The sequence below is a fragment of the Paenibacillus sp. FSL H7-0737 genome (genome assembly GCF_000758545.1).
GTDB lineage: Bacteria > Bacillota > Bacilli > Paenibacillales > Paenibacillaceae > Paenibacillus_AQ.
In genome coordinates this window covers 639,502-663,500 of sequence record NZ_CP009279.1, presented here as the reverse complement: position 1 = coordinate 663,500, position 23,999 = coordinate 639,502, and the positions used below count along the sequence as shown (strand labels likewise).

General features: G+C 46.1%; 20 protein-coding genes and 1 pseudogene. 7 read left to right on the top strand and 14 right to left on the bottom strand.

The window, feature by feature from the left end; translation table 11 throughout:
- Window positions 1–135: 135 nt before the first annotated feature.
- On the top strand, window positions 136–2,877 hold the full coding sequence (gene acnA / locus H70737_RS03000; protein WP_042184665.1) for an aconitate hydratase AcnA: 2,742 nt from the start codon (window positions 136–138) through the stop codon (window positions 2,875–2,877).
- Window positions 2,878–3,009: 132 nt separating this feature from the next.
- Here the strand turns inward: acnA and H70737_RS02995 are convergent, their stop codons facing one another.
- On the bottom strand, window positions 3,010–3,753 hold the full coding sequence (locus H70737_RS02995) for an IclR family transcriptional regulator (protein ID WP_042184662.1): 744 nt from the start codon (window positions 3,751–3,753) through the stop codon (window positions 3,010–3,012).
- 271 nt (window positions 3,754–4,024) lie between these two features.
- Here H70737_RS02995 and H70737_RS02990 point away from each other — a divergent pair, with 271 nt between their 5' ends.
- Window positions 4,025–5,065, top strand: a complete 1,041-nt coding sequence (locus tag H70737_RS02990) for an alpha/beta hydrolase (protein ID WP_042184661.1) — start codon at window positions 4,025–4,027, stop codon at window positions 5,063–5,065.
- A 187-nt stretch (window positions 5,066–5,252) separates the two neighbouring features.
- Window positions 5,253–6,431 carry a Fe-Mn family superoxide dismutase gene (locus H70737_RS02985; RefSeq protein WP_042184658.1) on the top strand — a complete coding sequence of 393 codons (1,179 nt, stop codon included), beginning with the start codon at window positions 5,253–5,255 and terminating at the stop codon, window positions 6,429–6,431.
- 121 nt (window positions 6,432–6,552) lie between these two features.
- On the opposite strand, the gene folE is transcribed toward H70737_RS02985, so the two are convergent.
- The 5 genes and pseudogenes from folE to H70737_RS02960 all read right to left on the bottom strand — a co-directional run bounded on the left by folE (window position 6,553) and on the right by H70737_RS02960 (window position 10,025).
- On the bottom strand, window positions 6,553–7,146 hold the full coding sequence (gene folE, locus H70737_RS02980; RefSeq protein WP_042123940.1) for a GTP cyclohydrolase I FolE: 594 nt from the start codon (window positions 7,144–7,146) through the stop codon (window positions 6,553–6,555).
- 45 nt (window positions 7,147–7,191) lie between these two features.
- The gene (locus H70737_RS02975; protein ID WP_042123938.1) at window positions 7,192–7,443 is read right to left on the bottom strand and encodes a YneF family protein; all 252 of its coding nucleotides are present in this window, start codon (window positions 7,441–7,443) and stop codon (window positions 7,192–7,194) included.
- A gap of 136 nt (window positions 7,444–7,579) precedes the next feature.
- A pseudogene (gene queG / locus H70737_RS02970) lies at window positions 7,580–8,770 on the bottom strand (tRNA epoxyqueuosine(34) reductase QueG); the annotation flags it as partial.
- Between the two features lie 36 nt (window positions 8,771–8,806).
- Window positions 8,807–9,415: a signal peptidase I gene (gene lepB, locus H70737_RS02965; protein WP_042184655.1), complete on the bottom strand. Its 609-nt coding sequence runs from the start codon at window positions 9,413–9,415 to the stop codon at window positions 8,807–8,809.
- 190 nt (window positions 9,416–9,605) lie between these two features.
- Window positions 9,606–10,025, bottom strand: a complete 420-nt coding sequence (locus H70737_RS02960; protein WP_036676822.1) for a GNAT family N-acetyltransferase — start codon at window positions 10,023–10,025, stop codon at window positions 9,606–9,608.
- A gap of 479 nt (window positions 10,026–10,504) precedes the next feature.
- Between H70737_RS02960 and H70737_RS02955 the strand changes: the two genes are divergently transcribed.
- Entirely contained in the window at window positions 10,505–11,113 is a 609-nt protein-coding gene (locus H70737_RS02955; RefSeq protein WP_042184652.1) for a superoxide dismutase, read from the top strand.
- Between the two features lie 814 nt (window positions 11,114–11,927).
- On the opposite strand, the gene mutY is transcribed toward H70737_RS02955, so the two are convergent.
- Entirely contained in the window at window positions 11,928–13,310 is a 1,383-nt protein-coding gene (gene mutY, locus H70737_RS02950) for an A/G-specific adenine glycosylase (RefSeq protein ID WP_081951016.1), read from the bottom strand.
- A 37-nt stretch (window positions 13,311–13,347) separates the two neighbouring features.
- On the bottom strand, window positions 13,348–13,746 hold the full coding sequence (gene acpS, locus H70737_RS02945; RefSeq protein ID WP_042184650.1) for a holo-ACP synthase: 399 nt from the start codon (window positions 13,744–13,746) through the stop codon (window positions 13,348–13,350).
- 207 nt (window positions 13,747–13,953) lie between these two features.
- Between acpS and H70737_RS02940 the strand changes: the two genes are divergently transcribed.
- Window positions 13,954–14,775, top strand: a complete 822-nt coding sequence (locus H70737_RS02940; protein ID WP_042184648.1) for an alpha/beta hydrolase — start codon at window positions 13,954–13,956, stop codon at window positions 14,773–14,775.
- An 86-nt stretch (window positions 14,776–14,861) separates the two neighbouring features.
- Here the strand turns inward: H70737_RS02940 and nadE are convergent, their stop codons facing one another.
- The 3 genes from nadE to H70737_RS02925 form a co-directional block, all read right to left on the bottom strand.
- The gene (nadE, locus tag H70737_RS02935; protein WP_042184646.1) at window positions 14,862–15,671 is read right to left on the bottom strand and encodes an NAD(+) synthase; all 810 of its coding nucleotides are present in this window, start codon (window positions 15,669–15,671) and stop codon (window positions 14,862–14,864) included.
- 168 nt (window positions 15,672–15,839) lie between these two features.
- Window positions 15,840–16,274 carry a BrxA/BrxB family bacilliredoxin gene (locus H70737_RS02930; RefSeq protein ID WP_042184644.1) on the bottom strand — a complete coding sequence of 145 codons (435 nt, stop codon included), beginning with the start codon at window positions 16,272–16,274 and terminating at the stop codon, window positions 15,840–15,842.
- A 116-nt stretch (window positions 16,275–16,390) separates the two neighbouring features.
- Entirely contained in the window at window positions 16,391–18,013 is a 1,623-nt protein-coding gene (locus H70737_RS02925; RefSeq protein WP_156113047.1) for a two-component system sensor histidine kinase NtrB, read from the bottom strand.
- 277 nt (window positions 18,014–18,290) lie between these two features.
- Between H70737_RS02925 and H70737_RS02920 the strand changes: the two genes are divergently transcribed.
- On the top strand, window positions 18,291–19,559 hold the full coding sequence (locus H70737_RS02920) for a BaiN/RdsA family NAD(P)/FAD-dependent oxidoreductase (RefSeq protein WP_042184641.1): 1,269 nt from the start codon (window positions 18,291–18,293) through the stop codon (window positions 19,557–19,559).
- A gap of 68 nt (window positions 19,560–19,627) precedes the next feature.
- On the opposite strand, the gene H70737_RS02915 is transcribed toward H70737_RS02920, so the two are convergent.
- The 3 genes from H70737_RS02915 to H70737_RS02905 all read right to left on the bottom strand — a co-directional run bounded on the left by H70737_RS02915 (window position 19,628) and on the right by H70737_RS02905 (window position 23,172).
- Window positions 19,628–20,908, bottom strand: a complete 1,281-nt coding sequence (locus H70737_RS02915; RefSeq protein WP_197071259.1) for an ABC transporter permease — start codon at window positions 20,906–20,908, stop codon at window positions 19,628–19,630.
- Window positions 20,887–21,627, bottom strand: coding sequence for an ABC transporter ATP-binding protein (locus H70737_RS02910; protein ID WP_042184638.1), 741 nt, complete (start codon window positions 21,625–21,627; stop codon window positions 20,887–20,889). Before H70737_RS02910 ends, H70737_RS02915 begins: the two co-directional genes overlap by 22 nt.
- A gap of 201 nt (window positions 21,628–21,828) precedes the next feature.
- A complete protein-coding gene (locus H70737_RS02905) occupies window positions 21,829–23,172 on the bottom strand; it encodes an MFS transporter (RefSeq protein WP_042184636.1) in 1,344 nt (447 codons plus the stop codon).
- 342 nt (window positions 23,173–23,514) lie between these two features.
- On the opposite strand from H70737_RS02905, the gene H70737_RS02900 reads away from it, so the two are divergent.
- Window positions 23,515–23,982 (top strand): MarR family winged helix-turn-helix transcriptional regulator, encoded by a 468-nt coding sequence (locus H70737_RS02900; RefSeq protein WP_042123913.1) that lies wholly within the window; start codon window positions 23,515–23,517, stop codon window positions 23,980–23,982.
- Window positions 23,983–23,999: the final 17 nt, after the last annotated feature.

Here is a 23,999-nt window from a genome sequence, read left to right as displayed (position 1 = left end):
AAATGGTTTCTGAGATGCGATATTCGGGCTTTATATATAGGAAAAAAAACTTTACTCCCCTCTTTGTAACCGTTATAATTAAATAACATGCAATGTGAAATTGAGTTTCAATAGATGAAACAAGGAGGCGCACATATGCCAAGCAAGGATCATTTCTCGTTGGCCCGCACCCTGGAATCAGGTGGCAAATCTTATCGCTATTATGATCTTAACTCCCTTGAGGAACAAGGATTGGGCTCTATCTCTTCCCTTCCTTTCTCGATCAAAGTATTACTTGAGGCGGCTGTTCGTCAATTTGACGGACGGGCGATTACAGAAGAACATGTGAAACAATTGGCTGATTGGTCAGGCGACATTGATCGCAATAAAGAAATTCCGTTTATCCCTGCTCGTATCGTACTTCAGGACTTTACCGGTGTTCCGGTAGTCGTAGATCTGGCAGCTATGCGTGACACCGTAAAGAAAGCCGGCGGAGATCCTAAACAGATTAACCCTCTCGTTCCCGTTGACCTTGTAATTGACCACTCTGTTATGGTTGATGCTTTCGGTACGGCAGACGCTTTGGAATACAATATGAACGTGGAGTTTGAGCGCAACGAGGAACGCTACCGTTTCCTTCGCTGGGCACAGACCGCTTTCAATAACTTCCGTGCAGTTCCTCCAGCTACCGGTATCGTGCATCAGGTGAATTTGGAGTATTTGGCTTCCGTAGCCACCACTAAAACTATCGATGGTGAAACTGTCGTTTATCCAGATTCCCTTGTTGGAACGGACTCCCACACTACGATGATCAATGGACTTGGTGTTGTGGGCTGGGGTGTAGGCGGTATTGAAGCTGAAGCAGGTATGCTCGGACAACCGCTCTATTTTGTTACACCAGATGTAGTGGGCTTCAAGCTTACAGGCAGTCTTATCGAAGGGGCTACAGCAACAGACTTGGCTCTGACAGTGACTGAAATGTTGCGTAAAAAGGGCGTAGTCGGCAAATTCGTCGAATTCTACGGTCCTGGTCTTGCTAACATCAGTCTTGCTGACCGGGCAACGGTTGCTAACATGGCGCCAGAATACGGAGCAACGATCGGTTTCTTCCCTGTAGATGAAGAGACACTTGCTTATCTTCGCAGCACAGGTCGTCCAGATGATCTGGTAGAACTCGTTGAATCTTATTACAAAGCACAAGGCATGTTCCGCACTTCGAATACGCCAGATCCTGAGTTCAGCGATGTAATTGAACTTGACCTAGCTTCTGTCGTTCCAAGCTTGGCTGGACCAAAACGTCCGCAAGACCGGATCGAACTTACGCATATGAAAGAAAATTTCGAAGGTATTATCCGTACACCTGTAGACAAAGGCGGTTACGGTCTCAGCGATGAGAAAATCGCCCAAGCTGTAGAAATAGAACATAAAAATGGCACCAAAAGCAAGCTAAGCACAGGCGCGGTCGTGATCGCAGCGATTACAAGCTGTACGAATACTTCCAACCCTAGCGTTATGCTAGGTGCAGGTCTTTTGGCGAAAAAAGCTGTGGAACGTGGTCTGACCAAACCAGCATACGTTAAGAGCAGCTTGACTCCAGGATCATTGGTTGTTACTGAATATTTGGAAAAAGCAGACTTGCTGAAGCCACTTGAAGCACTGGGCTTCTACTTGGCGGGATATGGCTGTGCTACTTGTATCGGTAACTCCGGTCCATTGCCTGAAGAGGTTAGCCAAGCCATCACTGATAACGATATGACCGTAGCTGCTGTAATCTCCGGTAACCGTAACTTTGAAGGCCGCGTACATGCTCAGGTCAAAGCAAACTACTTGGCTTCACCGCCGCTCGTAGTTGCTTACGCACTGGCTGGCACTGTAAATATCGATTTACAGACTGAACCGCTTGGATTTGATCCACAAGGTGAGCCAGTATTCCTGAAGGATATTTGGCCAACTACTGCTGAAATTCGTGAAGCAATCGGTCTCTCCCTTAGTCCGGAGATGTTCCGTCGTAAATACGAGAATGTATTCACTGCTAATGAACGTTGGAATTCTATCCCTGTTCCACAAGGCGAGCTGTATGAGTGGGATGACAACTCCACGTATATTCAGAATCCGCCGTTCTTTGAGCATCTGGCAGACGGTCTGGGAGACATCAAGGATATCAAGGATGCACGCGTTCTGGCGTTGCTTGCTGATTCCGTAACGACCGACCATATCTCACCTGCAGGTAATATCTCTACCTCTGGTCCTGCCGGCGAATATTTACGCGATCATGGTGTAGAACGTGCAGACTTCAACTCCTACGGCTCACGCCGCGGAAATCATGAAGTCATGATGCGTGGTACATTCGCTAATATTCGGATTCGTAACGCAGTAGCTCCAGGTACAGAAGGCGGAGTTACAACCTTCCTACCAAGCGATGAAGTCATGTCCATCTATGACGCTTCCATGCTGTATCAGGACGCTGGACAGAATCTCATCGTTATCGCCGGTAAAGAATACGGCACAGGAAGCTCACGTGACTGGGCTGCCAAGGGCACGCTTCTGTTGGGTGTTAAAGCTGTTATCGCTGAGAGCTTTGAGCGGATTCACCGCAGCAATCTGGTTGGTATGGGTGTGCTTCCTCTGCAATTCCAGGAAGGCCACGGCTGGAGCAGCTTGGGACTGACCGGACGCGAGACCTTCAACATTACCGGTCTCGATAACGAGGTGACGCCAAGCCAAGATCTAACTGTTACCGCTACCCGTGAAGACGGTACTCAGTTCGATTTCCCTGTCACAGCACGCCTCGACAGTACGGTTGATATTGATTACTATCGCAATGGTGGTATTCTACAAACTGTACTTCGCCAAATGCTGGCGGATGCCACAGATTCTTCGGCTGTATCGGTAGAATAGGTTTATCGCAAGACGCACAAGGGAGTGCCCTCTGGCCATTAAGGCTAGAGACACTCCCTTGTCTTATTATATTTGGATATTAAACGGCCAGCCTCCGATCATCCGGAGACTGGCCGTTTTTCTCATGTTGGGCTATGGAATCATCATGCCCATTTCACTTGCTGCTTCCTTCAAGATGGCGGCATACTCTACTAACGTATCCCTAGACAGGCGGCTGACCGGCCCTGACAGCGATAACGCCGCAATCACATTTCCACTACGGCCTGTGACTGGTACCGCCACAGCGGCCGCACCAGACTCACGTTCTTCGAAACTCGTAGCATACCCCAGCCGGATGATCTCATTAAGCTGATCTTTGTATACACTCTTCTCAACGTAATCCGGCCACTCCGAACTCTCCAGCAGCTCTCTCAACACCTCAGGTGGTGCATACGCTGCTAACACCTTACTCGACGCCCCTACGGATAATGGCAGCCTCGCACCGATCTGTGCAACTCTACGAATCGCTTGCTGGCTCTGTACCGCCTGAATACGTACGCGTTCAATACCATCCCGTAAGTAAAGGCTGACCGTCTCTCCGAGTCGATCTCTCAGCCGTTCCATAGATGGCAGCAATACCGCTGCCGACTCGTCAAAAGCAGGCAGATGCGTCGACAACTCCCAGATTCGTATACCCAGCCTGTATTTTTCTGTCGCCGGATTGCGAATAAGAAAGCCCTTTTCCTCTAGTGTTGCCAGCAATCTGTGGACTGTACTCTTATGTAAGTCAATCTTTGATGCGATCTCCGTTAACCCTAAATCTCTGTCCTGCGTAAAACAAAGTAATATATCAAGCGCACGTTCTACCGCGCGTACCGTAAGCTTTCGGTCCTCCACAGTAATCCCCCTTCGTGTTTCATCAAATGAAACGCGGTTACATTATAACTAACTCTATCTTAGTGCAAAACTCTACGGAAAGTCCAGTATATTCACTGAGCCGAAAAAGACTGGTCCGCACTTTACAGTTACATTACAAAACGGTCCAATTCATTGACTTTGTAAGTGCTTCAACTTACGATAAACATATTAAATATACTAATGCTTTAGTATCATTTTCGACAAATTATCCTAGGCACTAGTACTCACATCATACTTAGGAGGGGACCTTATGGATCTGACAACCAGCCGAGCCGGCACGTCAGTCTCCCGTCGTCCTAAACTACCTAAACAGGGCAGTTCATCACGACTATCGCTGCGGATGATCCGTGTTAAGCATATTATCGTTGCATTGCTATTATCTATATTTTTCTTTTTAGCATTTTGTTTTGTCTCGCTTCATGGCTACATCGCTTGGGTGCTATCCAATCCAACCGTCGCGCCACTGTACTCCAATCCTATGATGGCCAAAGGCCTCGCCTACGAGGATGTAACCTTCCCAGCTAAGGATGGCAGTCGCCTGATGAACGGCTGGTATATTCCAGCCAAGGATGCCACTAAGACTATCGTATTCAGTCATGGCTATGGTGCCAACCGCGAAGAGTCTTGGGTACCTATGTACGATCTCGCTCACTATGCACACAGTCTGAATTTCAATGTCGTAATGTTTGATTACGGATTTGCTGCCCAAGGTAATAAGGATATTGCAACCGGCGGCAAAAAAGAATCCCAGCAGCTTCTAGGCGCCATTGATTTCGCGAAGGAACGTGGGGCTAAAGAGCTCGTTGTTTGGGGCTTCTCCATGGGGGCTGGCACAGCACTGCAGGCAGGATTAGTATCTGAGGACATCGACGCGATGATTCTGGACAGTACCTTTTTGCTAGAACCAGACACGCTGTATCATAATATTAAGCAGAATATCGATCTGCCACGCCAGCCTTCCCTGGCGATCATGGAAATGCTGTTCCCGGTACTGAACGGTACGGGACTAGATCAGATTCCTTATGCAAAGGTTAAATCCAAAGATTATCCTTTCCCTATCCTTTTCATGCATGGAACCAAAGACGATAAAGCCCCTTATCCTATTGCCGAAGAACTAGCAGCAAATCAGAACAATCCGTTCTCTGATTCCTGGATCATCGAGGGTAGTCATCATGAGCTGTTGTTCCGCGAGCATCCCCGTGAGTATTTGCGGCGGGTCTCCGCTTTTTTAGGGAATGTCCATCTGGCCAAAAATAATAATGGCGATCAGCCAGCGATGGCTAGTAATTAACTAAGCGTTAATAACCATACAAACAGCCTCTTCCAGGGACAGAAAGAACGCGCCCTAGGAAGAGGCTGTTTTCATCCCCAGGAAAGAAAGAAGCCAAAGAGGCACTCTAAGTTTATGTTCTTCATAACCTTCCAAGACCGTTCATATAATGGACTGATAAAGACATATCACGGGAGGTTTTCTTGGCATGCTATATGTATACGGGCCGATGCTGCCAGTACGTATTCTGGAAGAAATCGTATTTTGGAAAACACAAGAGAAAGAGCATACCGAAGTCATCAAAGCGATCGTACCTAAATTAGAGGACCCTTATGTGAAACTCCTCGATGAATGGGCCGTTGTTTTTGGTGCAACTGAGCAGGCGGCAGAGCAGCTATTGAATGCTGCCCTTTCCGCTTCTCCTCCGCCACAGGCAGAACTCACTGCGGAAACGGAGAAACTGCTACATATCTCCTGCAATCAATCCCAAGAGTTCGTCCGGCAGCTCTTTGCCATCATGGAGAGTAGCGCAGCGGTCAAAGCCGTCCCCCTTGCAACTACTGTGATTCTGCATATTATTCGCGAATCAGAATACTTCTTAGCCGTACTGCAGACACTCAGCTCGCCCGGAAAGCTTTCACAAGTCATGCGTGATTACACAGAGGATTATGTCGTAAACATCGATACAGACGATACTATGCGGAATGATGGATTTTCTACTTTTACTGACACTGTTCCTGATATCCGCGATAAAAACGACGCGGTACCCATTGGCGGCCATACGCTACCTCCCTTGCCTTACGCCTATAATGCACTAGAACCTTATATTGACGAAAAGACGATGAGAATTCATCACGATAAGCACCATCAAAGTTATGTAGATGGATTAAACAAGGCTGAAGTTAAATTAGCAGATTCCCGTAAGAACGGTGACTTCGATCTCGTTAAACATTGGGAGAGAGAATTAGCCTTTAATGGTGCAGGCCACTATCTTCACACGATCTTTTGGAACGTGATGTCTCCGCAAGGTGGGGGCCGCCCAACAGGTGCTTTACTAGAAGCTATAGAACAAAGCTTTGGAAGCTATGACAGCTTCAAGAAACAGTTCACCGAAGCTGCGAATAAAGTAGAAGGTGGCGGCTGGGCCATTCTCGTCTGGAGTCCACGTAGCCATAGACTAGAAATTCTCACTGCGGAAAAACATCAAAATTTATCGCAATGGGACGTTGTTCCGCTCTTGGCCTTGGATGTATGGGAACATGCCTACTATCTGAAACATCAGAATAATCGTGCGGATTATATTAACGATTGGTGGAAGGTCGTCAACTGGCCATATGTGTCAGAGCGTTATGCGGCTGCCAGTAAACTGGCATGGAAGCCTTACTGATCTCTTACCACTTCGTAGAAGACATCACTTCTATTCGCTTATATTGACCCAAAAGGACCCATCGTTCACAAAAAGTGAATGATGGGTCCTTCTAATTTCGAGGTATAGACACCTCTATATACTATTCTTTAATCAAGCTCAGAAACTCCGCACGAGCGGCGGCATCCTCCCGGAAGACCCCTCTAGTAGACATGGTTACCGTCTTACTTCCTGGCTTCTTCACTCCACGTGCGCACATACAAAGATGTTCACCTTCCACAACGACCATAACGCCGTGAGGGCTTAGTACCTCCGTCATAATATCCGCAATTTGCGTCGTAATGCGCTCTTGAACCTGCAAACGCCGACTCACTGCTTCAACTAGGCGAGCTAATTTGCTGAGTCCAGCAATCCGTCCGCTCGGAATGTATCCAATATGCACTTTACCGAAGAAAGGAGCCATGTGATGCTCACATTGGCTGTAATAGACGATATCCTTCACGATCACTAGCTCTTCATGAGACTCATCAAAAGTAACACCGAGCGCCTCGCGGGGATCTATCGAATAACCGCCGAATATCTCCTCGTACATCCGCGTAACACGTGCTGGTGTTTCAAGCAGTCCCTCGCGGCCGGTATCTTCACCGATTAATTCTAATATTTTCTCAACGTGATACTCGATTTGCTCACGGTTCTCTGATACTTTACCGTTCACGTATTCATTGATGTTCCCCATGATGTCTCCCCCTTCCGCACCCGTATAATTTCTATCCGGACCCGGTTACTTACTTCTACGTTTATTCCCTTTAGCTGCTCCTGGTCGGGCGCCTGTCTGGTTCTGATTCTTCATCATCTGTTGGGCACGTTGCATTTGTTTCCCATTCAGGTTATAACCCATTTGTTTCGCAACCTTTTGCAGCATTTCAGGATCATTCTGCATAGTTGTCATTTGTCTGCGCAGATAATACACACCGATAAAAAATCCACCGATGAGACCTACGACCAATGTAATAATAGGTAATGCGATATTCATCTAAAGCCCACCTCTACACTCTATTGTCTGCATCGCCATATGGCGCGCGAATCTATCATAGCATTTCGAGAACTGGACAGCAATTGGGAATATGCAACCTATCTATGATCTTTTTCCTTCATTAAACATCGTTGTCCTCTCGTGCTTGCTTCCCAGTAAGGAGCACATCCTGTGCCCGGCTCAGCATTTCTTTTACCGTGTCATGCTCTTCGCGCTCTAAAGCCGATTCAACAGCAGCTAGAGCCTCCTCACCACCGATGCGTCCCAGTGCCCAAGCAGCAGTGCCTCGCATCTCAGGCCGCGGCTCTTTCAGAACAATTTCTGTTAGCTTTGGCACCGCTTCTACTTCCTTGAAATTACCGAGAGCGATGATCGCATTTCGTTGAATCGGCTTTTTGCCTCTCCAGGCAGCAGAGCTATTTCCGAATCTCTCTTTGAATTCACGGTTGCTAAGATCCAGGATTGGCATTAACAATGGCTTCACGATCTCAGGATCAGGTAGCATCTGAGGGCGATGATTCCAGTTCTTCCCTCGATTCTTGGGACATACAATCTGGCAGGTGTCACAGCCGTATAGACGGTTGCCAATCTTGGTCATGTATTCATCACTCAGAAATCCTTTAGTCTGCGTCAGAAAAGAAATACAAGCCTGCGCGTTAAGCTGACCCGGCCCCACCAGTGCACCGGTTGGACAAGCATCAATACACTTGGTACACTCCCCGCAGCCTTCCTCAACAGGCTCATCCGGAGCAAAAGGAATGTTCGTAACCATCTCCCCTAGATAAATCCAGGATCCCCATTTGGGTGAGATGATAGAACAGTTTTTGCCGCTGAAGCCTATCCCCGCTCTTTCCGCTACCGCTCTATCTACCAGTACACCGGTATCGACCATACTTTCCAGCACAGCCTCCGGTACACGTTCATGAATAAAGTCCTCTAGCTTACTTAAGGCCTCCCTCAGCACATGATGATAATCCCTGCCCCATGATGCTCGGGCGAGAATACCTCTTCGTGCGCCTGGCTCAGATTTCGGAGGATTCTCCATTTTGGAAGGATAGGCCACAGCAATTGAAATAATAGATAAGGGCTTGTCCCCAGAGCTCAGAGCAGGGATTGTCCTTTTATCCAGATCCGGTTCCTCGAAACCAGATTCATATCCTTTGTCTCGGTGGTCTTGCAGAATATTTTTCAGATATAAAAAAGGCTCTGCTGTAGTAAACCCGATATCATCAATACCGAGTGACGTCGCAGCCTCCTGAATCTCCGCTTTAAGCTGTGCCCACTTGGAAGGCGGGGGTGCATACGGTGACTGAAATGTATTGTTCATTTCCGCCTTCTCCTTTTCATGTTATCGATAAAATTCTTATAACCCTTTCAGTTTAGACAGCGGCCACCAGATATAATCCGCCCTGCCTACAATCATGTCCTGTGGGATGGAGCCGAAATAACGACTATCTTTGCTTGCTGAAGCATGACGGTTATCTCCCATGACAAAATAGTTTCCGCTCTCCACAGTTAACGCCGCGAAATCCGGGTCTTCAATCTCGGTATCTATATACGGCTCATTCACTATTTTTCCATTCACATATAACTGGTGATCCTTCACTTCTATGATATCTCCAGGTATGCCAATGACTCGTTTTACTAAAAAGTCCTTCCGACTTGGTCCAGTGCTAGGATCATGAAGAATGACGACATCCCCGTGTTTTGGGTTTACAAACATCAATGAAAGCTTATTAATAAAGAGCCTCTCACCTTCCACAAGCGTTGGCTGCATAGACTGACCTTTAACCGTTGATATATTGAACACAAAAATATTAAGAACCGACATTACCGCAAAGACAACTACCGCTGTAAGCAACCAATCCTTCAATTCCGCGGCCAAACGACCACCAAAGCCTTTGTTTGATCTGGACGATCTATGTCTTTGCTTCCGATTACGCATGAACTCTACTTGGGACTCCTGACTCAATATGTCACCTCTTATTCTCAATTATTGATGTCTATACTTGCAGATATTATAACAATAAAAAAGCATATCTCCCAGCCATTAGTAATGGACTTCTGGAAAATACGCTTGAGTATGAATGAAACAGACTATATCATCAACTATAGTTCTTTATTTAGTAAATGTTTCCGCTTACGCATCTGAGTGATCAAAATTACCCAACAATGCTCAGCTTCCGGACAGATTTAAAAATTTGATTCTCGCTATATCCCATAGCTTCATACAATGGCAATGCAAAAGAATTATGCTCATCGACGGCTACGTAGATACCACTAACCTTACGAGCTTGAAACCTGGATTCCATAGCCGATACCAGACTTCTACCGACTCCTCTGCGGCGATAATCAGGATGTACAGCAATCCGGAAATAACAACCGTGGTTTTTCTCAATCGTACCAATCAGTGCTCCAACAATTTCTTCTTCATCTTCCGCAACTACAATGAGATCTGAATCCCATGAAAGCTGCCTGGAGAAAGGCTCGATAGTGTTCTCGAAACATTCTTCCGATAATGCGGTTTGCAGCAAATCAGTCACAGGGCTAACGTCGCTTAATTGAAAGGAACGAACGTGCATTCTTTAAAATCTCCCTTGTCTATGGCTTATGAATTTAACAAAAAGAAGGGGTTCCCTTAACATTGAGAAAATAAAAAAAAGCATCAAATACCGAGGAATACCTGCTTTTAAATCTATTAAAGCACACTTTTCTCGTGATATCATCATTTTTCTTTTGAAAGCGCTTAATATCAAGCGTTTACATTTTGACTAAGATTCATTGTTTCATTATAAGGGTAATTATAAAGAGTTATGTCTATGGGGTGACGGCTCTTTATTTTAACATTTTAAATACAATTGATGATTCTGTTTACACTCCCATCATACTTTATAAACATTTATGTTTGTTTAGTGTTGCATTATTGATCCAGATACTGTTTAATTAAAGTATCCTATTGGGAGATACCCTATAGTACATATCAACAATAAAGAATTTTGACGATAAACCGCCGAAGTTCTTTATCTATACAAATTCTAATATACTCAGGAGGGATTTTTCCATGGCATTTCAATTACCAGCACTTCCTTATGCAAACAACGCACTCGAACCACACATCGACGCTTTGACGATGGAAATTCACCATGATAGACACCATAACACATATGTGACTAATCTGAACGCAGCTTTGGAAAAGGCACCTGAATTGCAAAGCAAAAGCATCGAAGAACTTCTTACAGATCTGAACGCTGTACCAGAAGCTATCCGCACTGCTGTTCGTAACAATGGTGGCGGACACGCTAACCACACCTTGTTCTGGGAAGTTATCGGACCAAACGGCGGCGGCGCACCAACTGGCGCACTTGCAGCAGCTATTGACAGCGAACTGGGCGGATTCGAAAAATTCAAAGAAGATTTCGCAGCAGCAGCAACTACTCGTTTCGGCAGTGGCTGGGCTTGGCTAGTTGTTAAAGATGGCAAACTGGCAGTAACAAGCACACCTAACCAAGACAACCCAATCAGCGAAGGCGCTACTCCAATCCTCGGACTTGATGTATGGGAGCACGCTTACTACCTGAACTACCAAAACAAACGCCCTGATTACATCAAAGCGTTCTGGAACGTAGTAAACTGGGAAGAAGTTGGCAAACGTTACGAAAGCGCGAAATAAGGAATTAATTACGGATAAAGTCATAGCCTTCAAGGCTGTGGATTTACCGTTTAACTAAGTATAAACAAAGAAGGTATCTCCGAGCCGTTATGGCTAAGGGATACCTTCTTTTGTGTTTGGGTCGTTTATTTGGGTGGGTGTGTAGAGAGTTTGTTTGAGACTAATTTCGTTTAGAAGCAGTTTGTTAAAAAAAAGGTTCGTTAGAAACAGGGTTCGTTAGAAACAAATAGGGTAGATCTTCTCCTCGGACATCGCTTTTTTACCCCGCTTGAATGCAGATCAATGAGTGTGGAACGAGACTACCCTTTATCGTACCGCTGTTGGAAAGACGCCTAAATGAGGCATTCTGCTTCTAATTAGGGAATAACTTCCTCTAATTGTGCTCATAAACACTTAAATACGAGTAATTAGGGAAATCCTCCCTCTAAATCATCCATATTGGAGCATAATTCAGATATTCACCCAAATTAAAGGGAGTTTTTCCCTAAAGAGATCAGAAACAGATCCCCACAGCCAGTTTATAGGGAGGAATTCCCTTTAAACTGACCACGGGGATGAGGTAAGTGATCATGTTTAGATGCGTACGCCACTCTCTCTTCACACACAACTTATATATTCAACACATTTAACACATCAAACTGCATCAAGACAATCAACTCACTTAGCAATCGACGCATTTAACATATTTCCTACTCCAGAGACTTTGGATGCGTTTCTTACTCATCGACTTCAGTGTACTTTACTTACTTCAGGCACTTCTCATGTATCAGTTGCTTCTCTTACAACTCATTCTTCTGCTACATCGGATAATCTGCTACTTCCCCGACTTCGCCAGCTCTTCCTGCTCATCGAAATAAAGGTTCAGCAGCTTCAAGAAGACATTAGGGAACGCATAATTAGCCATGTCCTCACGACTGATCCAGCGCACGGCTCCGCCATCCTCTGGACTAGCATTACCGTCCTCAAATTTCTCGACGGGCACGCTGCTGTCCATCTCTGGGAACAGGCCTGCATCCGCGGTGTAGGCTGCCCGTCCTTCTGCCGCTATTGGCAGCGGAAGGGCATCCTCCTCCCTGCAGCGATACACCTGCAGGGTCCACACAATATGGCTGAAAATATGCTCAGCAGCCATCCAGTGCTCCTCAGGCCGGGCGGAGATCCCGGCCTGCCGCAGTGACCGGCGCAGCCGGTCCAGCGCCGCGGCCTCCGGCAGCCGCGCGTTCTTAGCGCCGCCTTCCGCTGGCGGCGCCTGCCAGTGCGGCAGCTCCCACATGCGGGCTAACAGCCCGCTTTGTGGCCGCTGCCGGATGAGCACTTGGCCCGCGTGGGTACCGCGGCCCTCGATTAAGGCCGCCAGCCGCTCCTCTGGGCGCGGCGGCTTGGCCTTGGTCTTGACGGGCAGCGAAGTCTCGCAGCCCGCCAGGCGCGCAGCGCAATGCTCCATCACCGGGCAGGTTAAGCAGCTCGGTGATTTCGGGGTGCATACGAGCGCCCCGAGCTCCATAAGCGCCTGATTAAATGAGGCAGCTTCCCCCTCCGGGATCAGCTCAGCCGCCAGGCGCTCCATTTTCACGCGGGTGGGTCCCTTAGCGATATCATCCTCGATGAGGAAGTATCGGGACAACACCCGCATTACATTACCATCTACCGCTGGCTCTGGCCGATTAAACGCGATGCTGAGAATAGCCCCTGCTGTGTAAGGGCCCACTCCCTTTAAGCTGAACACCGCATCACGGTCATTCGGCACCTGTCCACCATAAAGCTCCTTTACCTGCTTGGCTGCATGCTGTATATTACGTGCGCGGGAATAATATCCTAAGCCTTCCCAACACTTAAGCACGTCTTCTTCAGGGGCGTCAGCGAGTGACTCCACCGTCGGAAAGCGTTCAATAAAACGATTAAAATAAGGGATTACCGTATCTACCCTTGTCTGCTGCAGCATGATTTCAGAAATCCAAATATAATAAGGATTGCGATGCCTGCGCCATGGCAAATCCCGTTTCTGCCCTTGATACCACTCCAGCAAATGATAACTGAAATATTGCTTGACCTCCCGCAGCTCCTGATCTTGTTTATCTTGTCCTTCTTTAAAATCCAGCTGTTTTGGTCGTTCATCTTGATCTTGCAGATCTTGTCCTTTTTTTAACTCTCGTCCTTCTTCTCGTTCCTGCAAATCCTGTCGTTCTTGTTGTTTCATTGTAACTCTCCTTGCCCTTCTATAATCACGGTTCAATTCATGAACCTAGCTCCTCCACCACCGCAAAAGCTGAAGCCAAATCACGGCCATGTGTTATCGTAAGATGAATGGTATACTTCTGTCCTTCAGGTAGATCTAGTCTGCTCCAGGCTTCGCATGATAAGGTTACTTCCGGCTTACCTTTGCGGCCAGGTAATATCTCAATATCCTGAAAACCAACCACATTACCAATGCCACAACCTAAAGCCTTCACAACAGCTTCCTTGGCAGCAAAACGCCCGGCTACGAACTCAGCCAACCTTCCACCTCGTTGCTCAGCAAGCTGGTACTCTTGCTCCGTTAGGATGCGCTGGTTGAATTTCTTGCCCTGTCCCCTGCGTATTACCTCTGAGATTCGCTCAATTTCTAACACATCATGTCCGATTCCGTAAATCAAAATTTCACGCTCCTTATGGACGTGTATCCTATACTACTTCAATAATGGTATGATCATTATACAGGTCATTCATTTCAATTTTAAATTATAGTCCTATAAGATTCTTTCTGCTATCTTAAAAGAAAATGCTTTGGAAGTCTATCTAGCCGCTTTCGTGATGGACTAGCTGATTTACTTCATTTATATATAGAGAGAGGGGATTACCCTATGCAGCATCGTAATTTCGAAATACCCGCTGGTGAAGACGCTGTTCTCCGCTGCTCACACTTTCCTGCCCAAGAAGCACCTAAGAGCCTTATCGTTATTGCACACGGCTACAAGGGCTTCAAAGATTGGGGGATGTTTCCTTACATAGCCACTACTCTCAGCCAAGATCATGAAGTGATCACCTTCAACTTCTCTCATGCTGGAATCGGAGAGGATCTGCTGCATTTTACCGAGCTTGAAAAATTCGCCCGCAACACCTTTCGTCGCGAGCTGAAGGACATGGAAATACTGTTGTCCTACCTTAGCCAGCACCCGAAATTCGGCAGCTTGCCCTTATTCCTTCTAGGACATAGTCTTGGAGGGGGCATTTGTCTAGTCTACACGCTTGATCATCCGAGTGAAGTTAGCGGGGTCATCTCCTGGAACGGGGTTACGAAGCTGGATTTGTTGACGGAAGAACAAAAGCAGGAGATGAAGCAAACAGGACGAACCCATGTCCTTAATGCACGCACAGGCCAACAAATGCCGCTGGATGCTGTTATTTTAGAAGATATGGAGAACCAACAAGAACGTTATAATATCCTTGAACGCATGAAGACAGCGTCCTTCCCAGTTGTTCTTATTCAAGGCAGTCTGGATGGAGCGCACCTCCGGCAAGGATCTGAGCAGCTCACTGAGCTCCGACCCGATATTAACTGGGTTCATATTCCTGAGGGTAATCATACCTTCGGTACTGTGCATCCTTTTGCCGGCACTACCCCACAATTGGAGCTTGCGATTGCTTCGACCACTAATTTTATCGATCAAACGCTGGCTAACTAAGATTCTTGTAGCTTATCCATCTTACAAAAAACCGCCACGAGAGCTGCTACAACGCAGACCCGTGGCGGTTTCTACTTCTACCTATTCTAAATTCCAGGAATGACATTGCGCTTATGCGCTGTTCTCCGGTAATAATTCTCGAGTTTCTCCGCTACCTCAGGGTTAACCTGTTTGCCTTCCAAATAATCGCTATTATCATCATAAGTAATGCCCAGCTCGGTTTCATCCGTCTGCCCCGGCCATAAGCCTGCCGTAGGTGCTTTAGTAACAATATCCGCAGGCACACCAATATGAGCAGCTAATTGACGAACCTGACGTTTGTTAAGTGTGGATAGAGGTGTAATATCTACAGCGCCATCCCCCCACTTGGTGTAGAAACCCGTAATGGCTTCTGAAGCATGATCCGTTCCTACTACAATCAGATTGTTCTCAAAAGAGAGCGCATATTGCATAACCATACGTGTTCTCGCTTTAACATTCCCCTTGCCTTGATGGGTCATATGACGATGTTGGCCCAAGGACTTCAGGCTATGCTCAACTTCAAGCGCAATCTCATTTACAGCTTCCTCAATGTTTGTCTCCACGGTATGGGTCAGATTAAAAGCTTTTGCGACATCATAGCTGTGCTGGATATCCTCTTGAACACCATATGGCTGGTATACGCCAAGCGTAATATACTCTGTGCCTTCTTGAGCCGACAGCTCGTCCGTAGCCTGCTTACACAGACCCGCAGCTACCGCGCTGTCCACCCCGCCGCTAATGGCGATCAATAATCCTTTGGCACCTGCCTTCAGCACGTACGACTTTAAGAAATCAACCCGTTTGCGTACCTCTGCTTCTACATCAATCGTTGGCTTCACACCAAGATCTGCAATAATTTCTTCCTGCAAACTCACAAACCACACCCCGTTCCATCAGAAATGGTTCCATATCCATCAAAATATCCATACCAAGTGAAGCTCTATGCTTCTAAGTATATTCTATCCCATTATCGCTCTTATATTTTGAAAAATCCCGCAACAGCCGAATTACCGACTAATGCGAGATTATATGGAATAACTTTTTTACTTGCAAAAACGATCAAAAACTTCTTTCAACTCAGCAGCAATTTCAGCAGCCGAACGATTCTCAACACTATGGCGTTCAATAAAATGAACGAGCTCTCCATCCTTCATCAATGCGATGGAAGGGGAAGATGGCGGATAAGGAGCAAAATATTCACGCGCTTTAGCAGTAGCTTCTTTCTCTTGACCTGCAAACACTGTGAACAAGTGATCCGGAGCGATCTCATTTTGCAATGCCTGAGCTACACCAGGACGGCATTGTCCAGCGGCACAACCACAGACCGAATTCACGACTACAAGCGCCGTACCTTTTGCGGTAGGAAGAGTGGCTTCCACCTCTTCTGGAGTCATAAGCTCCTGAAACCCAATGCTTGTAAGGTCATCACGCATAGGCTGAATCGAATCTCTCATATATTGATTAAAAGACATGGACATTTCTCTGCACTCTCCTTCACTGATTACTGTTTTGTCAGATAACATTACAGCAGTACTTACTAACTTTATTATACATTCATACTCTGTGAAAGCAAGAGATGCTACAGTAACCTGATTTAATCCGCAAGCATGGCTTCACTATATTCATCCTTTACTAAAGGGAATGAGATGGTAAATACTGTACCCTCTCCTTCTACAGAATCTACAGTTATTTTACCGTTATGCCGTTCCACAATACTGAGACACAAGGATAACCCTAGACCCGTTCCCTCCCTTTTTGTTGTGAAGAAAGGGGAAAACAGCTTCTCTCGTTGACTGTCCGACATACCGATTCCTCTATCCCTTACAATTAGCTCCACTTGTTCCTGAGTACTATGTGTTTCCAGTGTCAGAATCCCCTTGGATCCCATAGCCTCCATGCCGTTGCGGCCTAAATTAAGGATAAGCTGCTTGATTTCCCGAACGTTTAACTCCAATTCATGGATGGATGCGTTCAGCTTTAGCTCAACACTTTGACCACGAAGATTAGCATCCGCCCACAGCAGCGGACTGACTTCTTCTATAACTCGGTGTAATAGCACTTTCTCCTTATCGGATATCCGGCTTTGCGCCAGCGATAGGAAATCATTAATAATGCTATTCGCCCGATCCAGCTCCTCCAATACGATCTGATAATAAGAATCCAAATCATCCGAGCTCTTTTCTCTCATTAGCTGTAAAAATCCGCGAACTACCGCCATAGGATTACGAATCTCATGGGTAATTCCGGCAGCCATCTGCCCTACTAAGCTCAATCGTTCCACATGATCCAGCTCTGAGCGGAGTTTCACTTCATCCGTAATATCCTGTGCAATGAGTACCACTCCACTCGTTAATCCTGAGTTCTTATGCATTAGTGGTGCTGAATAAATTTGATAGATCCGCGTTCCATGAATCATTCGCTCATGGGAACGCCGTTTATGCTGAATGTTATCCCGTACCCTCATATATGCATCAACATCCGCTGAACCATTAAAAAATTCCCTAACCGGCTTGCCAATAATATCTTCCCTTTTCAAATTGGGATAATGAATTCGTGCCATTCCCAACATACAATCATTGAGGTCGGTCACAACTCCGTGATCATCCAGGGACATAATACTCAGAGGTACTACATTTGTAATCTGCTGCAGCTTCTCAGACTCCCACTGGAAATTATCACTTATACTTTCCATATGTATTTTAGCCCGCCAACTACTCCAGACCATTTCAACAAAATAAACAAAAATACCGCCTAGTGCGATGCTGAAAAATAGATACAAAGTAATCAAAAGTGACTCACCAGAATGAGCCTCATATATATTTTTTCCACCTATAATAGGCACAAGTGCAATGAACAACATATTCGGACAAAGAACCATCCATAACATACCTATCTTCTCTACCACTGTGCCTTTCTTAAAAGGCTTAGCCAGCCCAAACAGCAACGGATATAATAATATTCCTGAATTTAATATCATATTACTTATTCCTGCTGGCTCTGCAATGAATATATTACAGACAAGCAAAAAGATGGACAGCAGAATGCCTGAACGTACAGTTCCATATAAAATACCGATATAAGCAGGAATCATTCCTAAATTCAAATAAGCAATACCGAATAAAGTCGTCGAAAGAAGAGAGCATAGCATAAGACTTAACGCACACGCCAAAACCAAAAAAGTTTGATTATCCGGGAAACTACCTTTTTTTCGAGCCACAAGCCCTCGGTCCACCCACCACTGAATCAGAAAAAGAAAGGAGCATGCTGCCGATATTTGCAATAATATATCCTTAATTGCGCCAATAATTACAATCACACCCCAAAATGGACAAATTGCCCTACATGACTAGATTAAAGCACAGGATTACTCTCCTGACAACGATTATAACCAAGTGAGCGGACAAGACTGGTTACATGACAGTCAGAATGGTATGATTCCGTTAGGAAAACACGAAGTAACACCCGTGTCTTAACATGTAAAGGAGTAAAATTTCATGAGCAACTTCGATGTGATCGTCATAGGTGGCGGCCCTTCGGGATTAATGGCAAGCGTGGCCGCAGCAGAACACGGGGCATCCGTACTACTGATCGATAAGGGAGCTAAGCTAGGACGAAAGCTCGGGATATCTGGTGGCGGACGCTGCAATGTAACGAACGTCAAGGAGAGAGATGAGTTAATCTCCCATATCCCGGGAAACGGGCGGTTTTTGTATAGCGCCTTCGACCATTTTAATAATCAAGATATCATTGCCTTTTTTGAAGGCTTAGGCATTGCATTAAAGGAAGAAGACAACGGACGGATGTTTCCCGTCTCCGATAAGGCCTCCAGCGTCGTCTCCGCCTTAATTAACAAAGTACGGGGTCTAGGTGTGCAGATTATGACGGATAGTCCTGTTTCACATGTAATATATGAAGAAGGGGCCGTTAAGGGCGTTCAGCTGGGCTCGGGCAAAACGATTTCCAGTGCTGCCGTAATCATCGCCACCGGAGGAAAGTCCGTTCCTCAGACCGGCTCTACTGGAGATGGGTACCCATGGGCTGAAGCCGCAGGCCACACCATTACTGAGCTATTTCCGACAGAGGTACCGATTATTTCACGGGAAGAGTGGATTAAATCCGGTGAGCTGCAAGGATTGTCGCTACGCGATGTGGCACTTACTGTATGGAATCCAAAAGGAAAGAAGGTCATTTTTCATCGCGGAGATATGATCTTCACCCATTTTGGATTATCCGGGCCAATTGCGCTGCGCTGCAGCCAATTTCTGAGACAGGTCCAGCGTAAATCAGGGAATGACATGGTTGAGATGTCCATCGATCTCTTCCCTGATCTGAACTTGCAAGAAGTGGAATCATCGCTGCAGGACAAGCTGGACCAGGAGCCGAAGAAAGCGATCCGCAATTCACTAAAGGGGCTGCTGCCAGAACGTCTCATTCCCCTCTTGTTAGCTAAAGCTGACCTGGATGGAGATATTACGGGTCATCATGTATCCAAGAATGGATTGCATGCGCTAGCAGGTATCTTGAAAAGGATGCCCGTTAATGTTCATGGTACCCGCTCCCTGTCCGAAGCCTTTGTTACGGGTGGCGGCGTAAATCTGAAAGAGATCGATCCCAAAAGAATGGAATCTAAGCTTATGCAAGGGTTATTCTTCTGTGGAGAGGTACTCGATATCCATGGCTACACTGGTGGCTACAATATAACAGCAGCGTTCTCTACTGGATATACAGCAGGCAAACATGCCGCTGACCTTCGCCTTAGTTAATGCGTTGCAACTAAAAACAGCGTGACTTGAGAGGCTTCTCAAGTCACGCTGTTTTTTTTATCTATCTATCAATCTTTGCCCAATCGGAACGTACCAAATATTCTGCTAATAAAGAGTCCAACCATGTATCCAACCGGTACGAACAAGATGATCCCCCACCATCCATATAAAGAGAGACAGATTAGTGCGGAGGTAATCATTGTAAAGGGAAGTAATAAAATAGGGACCGCATGCATACCCGCTTCAGCCTTTTGTTCTTTCGTAAATGGAAGTATCCCAATGTAATCATCCCCAACAAACAAAGACCAGAACGAAAACAGCCAAAAAGTCATAAGCGATGTTAATACTACAAATCCTAGCCATTTAAATCCCGATGGAATGATAAGGATCGCTACCGCGGACACGGCAGTGAAAGCCAAGTAAAGCTTCAAATGGGCCGGATTCCGTATGAGTGCCTTAATCGCTGCCGCAGAGAAACGGCTCTCGGCAGTCTTTGATTTAAGCAAAGGCTGCGACTTCCGGAAAATCCATGGCTTATGGCGAGTCGGGCGAGGTTTATCCAGAACATGGCGGAGCAGTATGGCCGCTATCTTCATTCGCTGCTTGTAGTCCTCCCGCACATCGTTCATAAATGTCCCACGCATCAATAAGCGCCACCGGAAAGCAAATATTGCAACGACTGTGAATACAACCGCACTCAGCAATATGATGAGCGGGCGATCATTCCAAAGGCTAGCTACTCTGAAATAAATAGCGTTCGGGACGGAGATCGCCAGAAATAGCCATAACCAGCGGCGCCAGCCTTGCTTCTGTACTTTTACAAGATGTCCCAGTAGCTTCACACACCAGCTGCACGCCAAGGTCAGCGCGAACAGCGCCCATACCTCCGATGACGTCATCTCAAATCCCCGAATCAGAAAAGGCAGTAACAGTGCAAAAGCTACACAGAACTTCAGCGAGGTTACAATCAGGCTGTAGAGCAACCCGCGAAATAGGATCGTATTCATCCATCGTTGCCGTTGTCTAAGAAATAATAGATCGCCTTCCTGCAATAATAGCACCAAGCCCCCGTTGCAGATCAAGAGCACTAATAATGAAGGAATGAGCATAAACGGCAAATTCACACTCCAAGCCGGTAGCGCCTCATTCCAGAACCCATAATACAAACGCCCTCCCAATAATCCCCCGGGAATAAGAATATATAAAAGAACGGTCCAATCAGCCGCCGTACGGATAATAGCGGATTGCTCACGCCAATGAGAGAATAGCCGCCGTCTGAATAGTTGTTTAGCGTTAGAAAAAGCAAACGCCCGCTGTCCCTGCTTACTCATGTTAATTCGTCGAAGCAATCAAACAACGACGCCTCCGGCAGTCCAGCATAATCACGTATATCTTCGAGTGTTCCTGAGGCGGCAACCTTTCCCCCGGAGATCAATACGAAATCATCGCATATCTTCTCTGCTGTATCCAGTACATGCGTAGACATTAATACACCAGCTCCGCGCTTCCGCTCCGCTTCTAGCAACCGCAGGAAATCTTTAGTGGCGCGGGGGTCTAAACCAATAAATGGCTCGTCCACAATATAAACATCCGGTTGTACCAAGAAGCCAAGCATTAGCATCATTTTTTGTTTCATGCCCTTAGAGAATCCAGCTGGAAGATCATTGCGCACATGGCCCATACCAAACTGCTTCAACAGTCTTTCTGCAGTTTCTTCGAACTGTTCGTACTTCAGTCCATAGGCAGCGGCCGCTAAATCCAAGTGCTCCCACAATGTCAAATCCTCATAAAACACAGGTTGCTCCGGAACATAAGCGTAAGATTTATTAACTCCACTAAAAGACACTTTAGCCTTGGTATTCTTCAACAAACCAAGCAGGGTCTTAATGGTTGTACTTTTCCCAGCACCATTAGGTCCGATCAGTCCGAGCAGTTGACCTCGCTTCACTTGAAAAGAAATATCGAATATGCAAGGATCTCCCGCTTCATAGCCAGCTTCATCGATCTCAACATCGAGCACAATGTCGTCATAGCTCTCGGTATCCACTGTAGTTTCTTCTTTTTCCATACTCTCCATCTCCTAGTACTTCTAATAAATACTATTATAAATTGCATTCCCTATTGCGTATATGAATGATATTCAAATGATCAACAGAGGCAATCGCAACTTATCTAATCGTACTATATATTTTTCCTGAAAATAATCAAGCTGCTTTTTTCACAATAATAACTTAAGCCCTGCGCAATAGCGAATAAAAGAAACCTCCCATCAAAGGGAGGTCTGTCCTACAAGGTCCATGTTATTCGTCGCAGCTATTCCTTCCTGCTTCTTGATCGCCGCTTCATCCCTGCGCTCGATTTTACCACGCAGCATTAACAGCCCTAGTCCTAGCAATCCTGTAAGCAAACCAGATAGAATAAAGGCAGATACCGGCCCCGATGCTGTCACTAAGGCTCCACCGGCTACAGGTCCTAGAATAACAGCTGCGCTTGTCAGGCTGCCTATGGTTCCAAATACACGACCCGTGTATTCCGCAGGTGTCCGCTGCTGGAGCATTGAATTGAAGGGGATAAACGCTAGTCCTGCACCCACACCAGCAAACATGAAGGACCCAAACAAAGCAATATTCATCCAGATTCCGGCTTGACCATGAGCAGTTACGATCCCTGCACTTGAGAAGACAACGCCCATGATTACAGCCCCTAATCCCATAAAAATAAGCGGATGCTTACCACTGCCTAATCGGCTTACAAGCAGCGCAGATAGCAAGGTTCCAAAGCCACTGGCTGCTACACACCACCCCAGCAGATCTCCGTTCACACCTGGAATCTCCCGGAATAACGTTACAATCTGAGAGTCTCCGATCTGTAGCATTAGCAGCACCAGTACTAGCATAACAATGCCACACAGCACTACAGGCATTCCTGCAATCACATGCAGACCTGCCGACATTTCTTGGCGGAAGGATTTACGCACCTCCGTATCCCCACCGCTTGCTTCCGTATCCTCCTTCTTTATCACAGCTGTACGCGGTAATCCAAGCAAAATAATCGCCGATAAAACGAATGTAGCAGAATCGATCATATAACAAACAGATATGCCGAAGGCTGCAACTAGCAATCCACCAAGCGCTGGACCCACAATTTTAGTTATCTGCTCTATAGATGAGCTAAGCGCCATTGCTTTATCCATCTGAGCCGCAGGAACAAGTTCCTTAATCTTTCCGCTTTTGGCCGGAGAGAACAGCACATCCATACATCCCTTAGCCAGCAGCAGCACATAAACCTGCCACAGCGAGCCTGCAAATACCAAGCAAATAACAACCGCTGCACGGGCTATATCCGAACCAATCATTAGTACCTTGCGGTTAAAACGATCACTTAAGTAACCTGCAAACGGTCCTCCTAAGAGCAAAGGCACTGCCATACATAAAGATATAGCCGTAATTTCCCACGGTGTGGCATTCCATTTAAACCCTACCATTGTCAGTAGCGCTAGTATATGCAACCAGTCTCCTACATTCGATACAAGCTGTGCCGCAATAAGCAGCATGAATGGTTTATTTGCGGTTAGCTTACTTTCTTTTAAACCATCAATATGATGTTCCTCCATCCTTCCTTCACTCCCCGTTACTATTTCTCAATGAAATAATAGTAAAATATTGGGGATTGTCATTCATCCGTCTGGAGGCGTAAATAACACTGAACCGGGGGATGAAATTGATATCCTTTCAGAGACTGAAGTAAAAAACATTCAATTTCAGCGTCTTCAAAAAATTGTTTGATTTTTAATAATTAAAAGTTGCTCATTGTGACAAATCACATGTTCTTCATTCGATCTTTCACGTATTCTATTGTTATCTCAAAGTTCGTTGCACAGGTAAACCGTGCACTAATTAATATGATTACAGACGTGCGACGAGTTCACATGATTAACGATAGAGGGTGGAGAAGCATGATACAATCTTATGAACGTGATACACAATTAACACTACATTTGTACCGGGTATTTGCCAAATCATTCAAGAGTATTAATGAGCATGCTGTTACCGGCAGCAAAATTGAAGGTTTTAACCCTACTGCCTTTGCCGTCATGGAAGTGTTGTACTATAAGGGACCACAGCCCATTCAACAAATTGGTGCCAAACTACTGCTACAGAGCGGCAACGTGACTTACGTTATCGACAAGCTCGAAGAACGCGGCTATTTGCAACGCAAGCCTTGTCCAAGTGATCGTCGTGTGATTTTCGCAGAGTTGACCGCGGAAGGCGAACGTCTCATGAATGAGATGTATCCGAAATACTCAGAGCGTCTTCATCTTGCTTTCAGCGGACTGAATGATGAAGAGAAGGAACAAATGATCACTCTGCTCAAGAAGATGGGTCTGCAAGCTGAGAAGCTTTCCCCTCTTCCCCGTAAGTAGAGCTAGAGGTTAGGCTG